The 231-nt window shown below is 36.8% G+C and carries 1 protein-coding gene; it reads right to left on the reverse strand.

The annotated features are described in order from the left end of the window. The coding region (locus RMT89_RS45710; protein ID WP_315889647.1) for a hypothetical protein at positions 1-198 on the reverse strand (198 nt) is incomplete at its 3' end. Positions 199-231: the final 33 nt, after the last annotated feature.

The raw sequence follows: 231 nt of genomic DNA on the forward strand, positions 1-231 counted from the left end.
GGGAGATAAGACAATACTGTACGTGTTATTTTCACAACGAGTATTTAAGCTTTGTACCTCTCTAAACTCCGACAAGATATCTTGTCCATTTTCACCCATTACTAAATTGCGGTCAAGTTCAAATGCTTGCCCCTTATCGTTCATAATGTAATCTATCGCTTGTGTACTTCCTTTGGTCGCTTTGGCTAAACTTACCATTACTTGAGTATTTTAATCTTCTTTGTCTGTTCT

Origin of the sequence: Streptomyces sp. P17 (assembly GCF_032436805.1) — a bacterium.
Taxonomy (GTDB): domain Bacteria; phylum Actinomycetota; class Actinomycetes; order Streptomycetales; family Streptomycetaceae; genus Streptomyces.